5 protein-coding genes are annotated in these 8,264 nt (G+C 71.3%); 3 read left to right on the top strand and 2 right to left on the bottom strand.

All coding sequences use genetic code 11. From position 1 onward, the window contains the following. Positions 1-2,523, bottom strand: a 2,523-nt coding sequence (locus RB628_RS13925; RefSeq protein WP_318320709.1) for a CHAT domain-containing tetratricopeptide repeat protein, incomplete at its 3' end; no start/stop codon positions are given. Positions 2,524-2,738: 215 nt separating this feature from the next. Between RB628_RS13925 and RB628_RS13920 the strand changes: the two genes are divergently transcribed. From RB628_RS13920 to RB628_RS13910, 3 genes are all read left to right on the top strand, one after another. After that, positions 2,739-4,181 (top strand): S8/S53 family peptidase, encoded by a 1,443-nt coding sequence (locus RB628_RS13920; protein WP_318320700.1) that lies wholly within the window; start codon positions 2,739-2,741, stop codon positions 4,179-4,181. Positions 4,182-4,291: 110 nt separating this feature from the next. Next, complete coding sequence (locus tag RB628_RS13915) at positions 4,292-4,867, top strand: sigma-70 family RNA polymerase sigma factor (protein ID WP_318320699.1); 576 nt, start codon at positions 4,292-4,294, stop codon at positions 4,865-4,867. Then, positions 4,864-5,415 (top strand): hypothetical protein, encoded by a 552-nt coding sequence (locus RB628_RS13910; RefSeq protein WP_318320698.1) that lies wholly within the window; start codon positions 4,864-4,866, stop codon positions 5,413-5,415. The genes RB628_RS13915 and RB628_RS13910 overlap by 4 nt, the downstream gene beginning before the upstream one ends. A gap of 398 nt (positions 5,416-5,813) precedes the next feature. Here RB628_RS13910 and RB628_RS13905 read toward each other — a convergent pair whose 3' ends face one another. Continuing rightward, positions 5,814-8,033, bottom strand: a complete 2,220-nt coding sequence (locus RB628_RS13905; RefSeq protein ID WP_318320697.1) for an NADP-dependent isocitrate dehydrogenase — start codon at positions 8,031-8,033, stop codon at positions 5,814-5,816. Between the last annotated feature and the right edge of the window lie 231 nt (positions 8,034-8,264).

Genomic DNA, 8,264 nt, shown 5'->3' with positions numbered 1-8,264 from the left:
TGTCGCGTCCCCGGGCAGGGCTGCGCGGGCGTCGCGCAGGGCTTCGGCCAGGGAGAGGCCCGCGCTGAGGCCTTTGTGCAGGGCCAGCATCAGCGGGACCACCGCCGAGTCGTTGACCGGCGCGCTGCTCGCCACGACGCCCGCCGTGCCCAGTGGCAGCAACGCGGTGACCAGGCCGAGGAGTTCGTCCGCGCCGACGGTCGCGAGGCGGCCGGTGTCACAGCTGGAGAGGATGATCCGGTACGGGCTGCGGTCGAGGCGTTCGAAGTCGTGCACGATCAGCGGGCCGTCGGCCATCCGCAGCGACGAGAACAGCGGACTGTCGGCCCGGAAGGTGCCGTGGGCCGCGATGTGCGCCAGCGCGGCCCCGTCCAGCGCGTCCAGCACCGCCGGTACCCGCGCCCCCTCGTGCTCCAGGACCGTAGGCCTGCCGTACCGGTCGACCAGGTCGGGCACCTCCGCCCCACCGCTCGCCAGCCCCGGCCCCCGTACGAGGACGTGCCGGCCGCCCGGCGGGGGCCCGGTCTCCTGGGCGCGCAGCCAGCTGCCGGCCGACGGGGACACGCTGAGCACCCGTTCCCGGAGGGAGGGCAGCAGGGCCCAAGGCACCCGGTGCAGCCTCCCCGGCGGCACCACGACCACCGGGCCGGAGCCCAGGTGTGGCACGGCCGCGCCCAGCAGCAGCTCCTCAAGACGGCGGCCCGACGCCTCCAGCACCGGCAGCCTGCCCTCCGCCCCCGGGTGCGCGAGCCGTCGCAGCCCGGCCTGCACATGTTCGGCCTCCGTCACCGCCTCCGCGAGCTGCCCCGCCTCGAAACGGCGCACCCGCCCCTCGCCACACAACAGCACCTGCACCCGGCCGTCGACCACGACGATCTCGATCAACCGCCCACCGCTGCCCAGGCGTTCGAGCAGCCGCCCGGGATCGAGGCGGCGTCCGCCGCCGGGAGACTCACCGCGCATATGGAGGGTCCGGGAGCGCACCTCCCGTTCCAGGCGCCGCTGTTCGCGCTCCAGCGCCGGTACCGGGCGGCCGTCGATCCGGGCCTTCTCCGCTCGGGCGGCGATCTCCCGGAAAGCGGTCAGGCTCTGCACGAGTGCGGGGTCGTCGGGCGGCCGGGCGGGCGGCGCCGAAAGGACCGTGGCCCGCCACCGCTCGCTCCACACCAGCAGCCGCCGAGGCCCACCGGACTCCAGGGCCGCCCGCTGCGCCAGAGCTGCCAGTTCGGCGCCCTGCGCGGTCGCCCGGGCCCGCAGTTCCGATGCGCCGAGCGTCATCCGGTGGTCGTCCAGGACGGCGAGCCCGCGCCGGCAGGCCTCCAGCACACCCCGCCCCGACCCGGCCGCCTCCGCGCGCAGCGCCTGCGCCGCCCAGCCCGTCATCCGCGCCAGCGGCGGACCGACGCGCCGGCTGCGGGCGGCGACCTTCAGATGCTTCTCCGCGTCCTCGGTCCAGCCCAGCGCGAGCGCGATCCGGCCCGCGAGCAGCGACGCCTCGGGCGCGGACGGCGAACCGAAGGCGGCGAGCCGGTCGGCCAGCGCCGCCGCGTCCGCGACCAGCCGCCCCGACTTCCGGCCCGTCGCGACCCGCGCCTCGATCAGCACCAGCCGGGCGTGCGCCTCCCACCAGCTGCGCCGCTGCCCGGCGAACAGACGTACGGCCACGGCAGCGCGTGCGATCGCGGTGTGCGGATCGTCCGCGAGCCGGGCGGCCTTCGCGGCGGCCAGCAGCAGCTCCGCCTTGCGGGTGCTCTGCCCGCCGATGCCGTCGAGCACGGCGAGCGCCGCGTCGGTCTCCGCGACCGCCTCGGGGGCCAGCCCGGCGGCCATCAGCACCTCGCAGCGGCGGATGTGGAACATGAAGATCGGCGTGCCCAGCCGGTCGTACCGCTCGGCCGCCTCGTCGAACAGACGCAGCGCCGCCGGGATGTCGCCCGCCCGGTACGCGGCCAGCGCCCGGCTCTCGACGACATCGGCCTTGTCGTGCTCCTGGCCGGTGGTGTCCCACATCTGCTCGGCGGCGGTGAAGTCGGCGTCGGCCCGCTCGGGGCGGCCGAGCGCCAGATGCACGGTGGCCCGCAGGGTCAGCGCCCGAGCCGTCCAGATGACGTCGTCCGCCTGCCGCAGCACGGGAATGGCCCGCCGTACGTCGTCCAGCGCCTCGCGATGATGCCCCAGCACCCACCACGCGTAAGCCCGCCGGTACAGCACGCGCGCGCGTGTATGTCCCGAACCCCGCTCGACGCCCTGCTCGAAGGCCTCCAGGCCCTGCCGGGTGCGGCCCGCGTGGACCAGTGCCACGCCGAGTGTGCCGAGGACGTCCGCCTCCCGCTCCGCCGAACCGGCGTCCGCCGCGAGATCGCGGGCGCGTCTCAGATGACGCAGGGCGATGCGCATGTCGCCGAAGTCCCGCTGCCACAGACCGATCACCTGGTGGGCGACGGAGGCGTGCAACGGCGTCGGGTCGCTGCCGAGGACGTTCTGCGCCCGCGCGAGCGCGTCCTTCGGGCGGGCGAACACCATCGGCAGTAGTTCGAGAACCGTGTCGCTTCCCGCTGTCACCCAACGGATGGTAGTGCTCCGCGCCCCGCCCCACACAGGTTTGGCCATGGATAACTCGCTGTCCATCGCGGATCGAGCCCTGTATCAACAAACCTGTCGTGGCGCCTGTATCACACGGCAGCCCTGCGGCTCTCCATAGAGGCAACAGGGGATCGGTTCAAGGGGGAGGACATTCCATGGCACCTCAGCGTTTCCAGGAGCAGTTCGACCAGATCCAGCGCTCCATGCCCGGCGTCGAACTGGCGATGGGGCCCGACGACGCCGCCGAGTTCATCTACGAGAAGGGCGTCGTCCTGGCCCGCGACGGCGAGGAGGCGCGGATCGTCGAGGACACCGTGCGCGCGCACTTCACCACGTTCGCCGGTGTGACCGCCGACGAGGTGCGCCGGGCGAGCCCGGAGAGCAACCGGTCGGGCATCACCCGCATCCGGGTCGGCGACCCGGGCCAGGGCGGCCGGCACGGCGACCGCGCGGTGGCGGGCGCGCTGCGCGCGCTCAGGGAGACGGAGGGCAACGCGGGGCGGCGCCTGGTCAGCCGTAACCACGTGGTGCACATCGCCCCCGTCAACGCCTGTCCCGGTGACGAGCCCGTGCCCGTCCCGCCCACCGCGGGGCCCAACCCGGCGGTCGGGGAGAGCGGCTACGACCAGGACAGTGCCGTCGGCGTCCTGGTCATCGACACCGGCCTCATGCACGACTACGCGTCCTACCCGGCCATGGCCCACGTCCAGGGTGACGCCCAGATCGACGAGTGCGACACGGACGGCGTCCTCCAGCAGTACGCCGGGCACGGCACGTTCATCTCGGGACTCGTCGCGGCCGTCGCCCCCAACACGGACATCGTCTCCCGCAACACGCTGAACGACGCCGGCGCGATCCTGGAGTCCGAGTTCGGCGACATGCTCTTCGAGGCCGTCGAACGAGACGGCTGGCCGAGCATCATCAGCCTCTCCGCGGGCACGTCGAACGGCAGCACGGAAGGCCTGCTCGGTATCGCCGCGTTCATGGAGGCCCTGCGCGAGCAGCCGCACACCCTGCTCGTCGCCGCCGCCGGCAACAACGCCAGCGCCACCCCCTTCTGGCCCGCCGCCTACGCCGACAAGCCCGAGTACGCCCACTGTGTGCTCTCCGTCGGCGCCCTGCGCAGCGACGGCGAGTTCGGCGCCTGTTTCAGCAACCACGGCGCATGGGTGAAGGTCTACGCCCCCGGCGAGCGCCTCACCGGGCCGCTCACCGGCTTCGACGTGCCGGTGCCGTACATCTACCAGCACAGCACGTACGACACCTGCCGCCACCACTTCACCTACGCCTGCACCTGCCAGGACCCCCAGCACCTCGGCGTGCTCTCGGGGGAGCACGAGACCACCTCGGGCACCCCGGACCAGGTGGTGTTCGAAGGGCTCGCGCAGTGGAGCGGCACCTCGTTCGCCACCCCGGTGGTCGCCGCGATGATCGCCGCCCACATGACAGCCCACAAGGAGACCGACCCGCGCGCCGCCCGGCAGCAACTCCTGGCGGCGAACACCGAGTTCGCGGAGGTCCGCGGCGCGGTCGTACCCGCGTTGATCCCGCCCACCTGGAGCCCGGTGCCGGTCGTGACCATCCCACCCGCCGTATGAGGCCAACAGGCCTCCGTACAAGGACAAATCGAGTGAGGACCATGCGCAGGACGAGTGGAGCACCCCCTTCCACGGCGTACGATGACTTGCCGTACACGAGGGGTGGGGACGTGGACCGAGCTGCAGTCGGCGTGTTGGTCCGGTCCGCAGTCGACGGCGACGCGGCGGGCTGGAAGGCGCTGGTGGAAGGGCTGAGCCCACTGGTGTGGTCGGTGGCGCGTGCCCACCGGCTGTCCGACGCGGACGCGCACGAGGTGTACTCGACCGTCTGGTTCCGCTTCGCCCAGCACCTGGGCCGCATCCGTGAACCGGAGAAGGCGGGTTCGTGGCTCGCCAGTACCGCACGGCACGAATGCCTCAAGGTCATCAAGAGCACCCACCGGATGACACCGACGGACGATGCCCAGCTGCTCGACCGGATCAGCGACGACCGTACGCCCGAACAGTGGGTGATCGAGTCCGAGGAAGCCTCCAACGAGGCTGAGCGCATCCGGCATTTATGGCAGGAGTTCGAGGAACTCGGCGCCCGCTGCAGGCAGTTGCTGCGCGTCCTGATGTCCGCCCCGCCGCCGAGCTACCAGGAGATCTCCGCCGCCCTCGGCATCGCCGTGGGCAGCATCGGCCCTCTGCGCCAGCGCTGCCTGCGCCGGCTCCGCGTACGGCTCGCCGCCCGGGGGGTGCTGTGAACAACGCACACGACAACGACGGATTACCCCACGACTCCGACGGCATGGACGGCATCGAGGGCTTCGATGACGGCGCCGACGACCTGGCGGAGTTCGAGGGCGACGACTCGCTGGACAACGACCTCCTGGAGGAGACGCTGCGCCAGGCCGCCGCCATCATGGATCCGGTCCCGGCACAGCTCCAGCAGACCGCCGTTGAGGCCTACACCCTGTTCTCGCTCGGCACCCAGCTGGCCGAGCTGACCTTCGACTCGCTCGTCCACGGCATCCCCGTCAGAGGGGCCATGGACGCACCCCGCATGCTGACCTTCCGCACGGAGGAGCTGACGGTCGACGTCGAGGTGACCGCGCACGGTCTGATGGGCCAGGTCCTGCCACCGCAGGGGGCCAGGATCGAGGTGCTGAGCGGTCCGCAGCTCGCCTCGCCACCCACCCTCACCTCCGACGACTTGGGCCGCTTCACCGCCGAGCTGCACGTCAGTGGTCCCTTCGCGCTCAGGTTGCGGACGGACGCGGAGGTCGTCACGACGGAGTGGCTGCGCGCCTGACACGACGCCCGGCTGCCGGGGGACGCCGGTCGAACCCTGGGCAAGGGCGAGCGCACCCACTTCCACCGGACGGCGAGGACCACAGGGCGCTGTACGAGGCGATCGCGGCGGCCGAACCCGAACGGGCGGAGAAGATCGCCCGCGAGCACTTTCACGATCAGCGCGGACATGATCCGGGAGCGACGTACTGGCGAGGGTCGGAAACGCCGGCCCGGCATGACGATCGGCCCCCGGGACGCGGTTGCGGGTCCCGGGGGCCGATCGGTGAGCCTGATGAACTCGGGTGCGGAGGCACGCCCCAAAGGGGCCGCGGGGCTGAATCGATCCGCGACTCCGCCGCGGGGCGCGACAAGCCCTCACCGGGCCCGCGGCAAAAGAACCGCACACCCGGCCGAGCGCTAGCTCAGCGTCGCCAGAGTCTCGTTCCACGTGGCCGAAGGACGCATGACCGTCTTCGCCTTCTCCACGTCCGGCTGGTAGTACCCACCGATGTCGGCAGGCTTGCCCTGCACGGCGATCAGCTCGGCGACGATCGTCTCCGCGTTCGCGGTGAGCGCCTCGGCCAGCGGGGCGAAGGACTTCGCCAGGTCCGCGTCCTCGGTCTGGGCCGCCAGCTCCTGCGCCCAGTACAGGGACAGGAAGAAGTGGCTGCCCCGGTTGTCGATGCCGCCGACACGGCGGGTCGGCGACTTGTCCTCGTTGAGGAAGGTCGCCGTCGCGCGGTCGAGGGTGTCGGCGAGGACCTGGGCGCGCGCGTTGCCCGTGGTCGTGGCGAGGTGTTCGAAGCTGGCCGCCAGCGCGAAGAACTCGCCCAGACTGTCCCAGCGCAGGTAGTCCTCCTTGACGAGCTGCTGGACGTGCTTCGGGGCGGAGCCGCCGGCGCCCGTCTCGAACAGGCCGCCGCCAGCCATCAGCGGTACGACCGACAGCATCTTGGCGCTGGTGCCCAGCTCCAGGATCGGGAACAGGTCGGTCAGGTAGTCGCGCAGAACGTTGCCGGTGACGGAGATCGTGTCCTCACCGCGCCGGATGCGCTCCACCGACAGCTTGGTCGCCTCGACCGGGTTCAGGATCCGGATGTCCAGGCCCTCGGTGTCGTGCTCCGGCAGGTACGCGTTGACCTTGGCGATCAGGTTGGCGTCGTGGGCGCGGGTCTCGTCCAGCCAGAACACCGCCGGGTTGCCGGTGGCGCGGGCACGGGTGACGGCCAGCTTCACCCAGTCCTTGATCGGGGCGTCCTTGGTCTGGCAGGCGCGGAAGATGTCACCGGCGGCGACCGGCTGCTCGATCACCACGTTGCCGGCCTGGTCGACGAGACGGACCGTACCGGCGGCCGGGATCTCGAAGGTCTTGTCGTGGCTGCCGTACTCCTCGGCCTTCTGCGCCATCAGACCGACGTTCGGCACCGAGCCCATGGTCGACGGGTCGTAGGCGCCGTTGGCACGGCAGTCGTCGATGACGACCTGGTAGACACCGGAGTACGAGGAGTCCGGGAGCACCGCCAGGGTGTCGGCCTCCTGGCCGTCCGGGCCCCACATGTGACCGGAGGTGCGGATCATCGCCGGCATCGAGGCGTCGACGATGACGTCGGACGGCACGTGCAGGTTGGTGATGCCCTTGTCGGAGTCGACCATGGCCAGCGCCGGGCCCTCGGCCAGCTCGGCGTCGAACGACGCCTTGATCGCGGCACCCTCGGGCAGCGACTCCAGGCCCTTGTAGATGCCGCCGAGACCGTCGTTCGGGGACAGGCCGGCCGCCGCGAGCGTCTCGCCGTACCGCGCGAACGTCTTCGGGAAGAACGCGCGCACGACGTGACCGAAGATGATCGGGTCGGAGACCTTCATCATCGTGGCCTTGAGGTGCACGGAGAACAGGACGCCCTCGGCCTTGGCACGGGCGATCTGCGCGGTCAGGAACTCGCGCAGCGCGGCGACGTGCAGGACGGAGGCGTCGACGACCTCGTCCGCGAGGACGGGTACGGACTCGCGCAGGACGGTGGCCGAACCGTCCTCGCCCACCAGCTCGATGCGCAGCGAACCGGCCTCGGAGATCACCGCGGACTTCTCGGTGGAGCGGAAGTCGTTCTCGCCCATCGTCGCCACGTTCGTCCTGGACTCGGAGGTCCAGGCGCCCATGCGGTGCGGGTGGTTCTTGGCGTAGTTCTTCACCGAGGCGGGGGCACGGCGGTCGGAGTTGCCCTCGCGCAGCACCGGGTTCACGGCGGAACCCTTGATCTTGTCGTAACGGGCGCGGATGTCGCGCTCCTCGTCCGACTTCGGGTCGTCCGGGTAGTCAGGCAGTGCGTAGCCCTGGCTCTGCAGCTCGGCGACCGCCGCCTTGAGCTGCGGGATCGACGCCGACACGTTCGGCAGCTTGATGATGTTCGCCCCGGGCGTCTTCGCCAGCTCGCCCAGCTCCGCGAGGGCGTCCGCGATGCGCTGGCCCTCCTCCAGGAACTCGGGGAAGACGGCGATGATGCGGCCGGCCAGCGAGATGTCCCGGGTCTCGACGTTCACCCCGGCCTGCGAGGCGTACGCCTGGATCACGGGCAGGAACGAGTGGGTCGCCAGGGCGGGCGCCTCGTCAGTGTGCGTGTAGATGATGGTCGAGTCAGTCACCGGGTGCTCCGCTCCACGTCTGCAACATTGCTCGACATCAAGATATCTCGTGATCGGGTCTCACTCGACAGGGGTCCGTAGGGAACTCGACACAGTCGGTACGGAACTCGATCGAATTCCGTGGATCGAGGCAACCGGATCCGCGGACCCTGTGGTCCAGGGGGTAGATCCCACCCCGGACCGGTGCCCGGACCTGACCACCCGGGTGCCCGAGTGAAGCGAACCATGAGA

This window comes from Streptomyces sp. ADMS (genome assembly GCF_033441795.1).
GTDB lineage: Bacteria > Actinomycetota > Actinomycetes > Streptomycetales > Streptomycetaceae > Streptomyces.
Note: the sequence above shows the minus strand (reverse complement) of the source record. Positions and strands in the feature narration are given on the sequence as shown.

What these genes read in the sequence shown, in the direction of transcription:
- RB628_RS13920 (WP_318320700.1), top strand. Translation starts at nt 2,739, where the DNA reads ATGGCACCTCAGCGTTTCCAGGAGCAGTTCGACCAGATCCAGCGCTCC.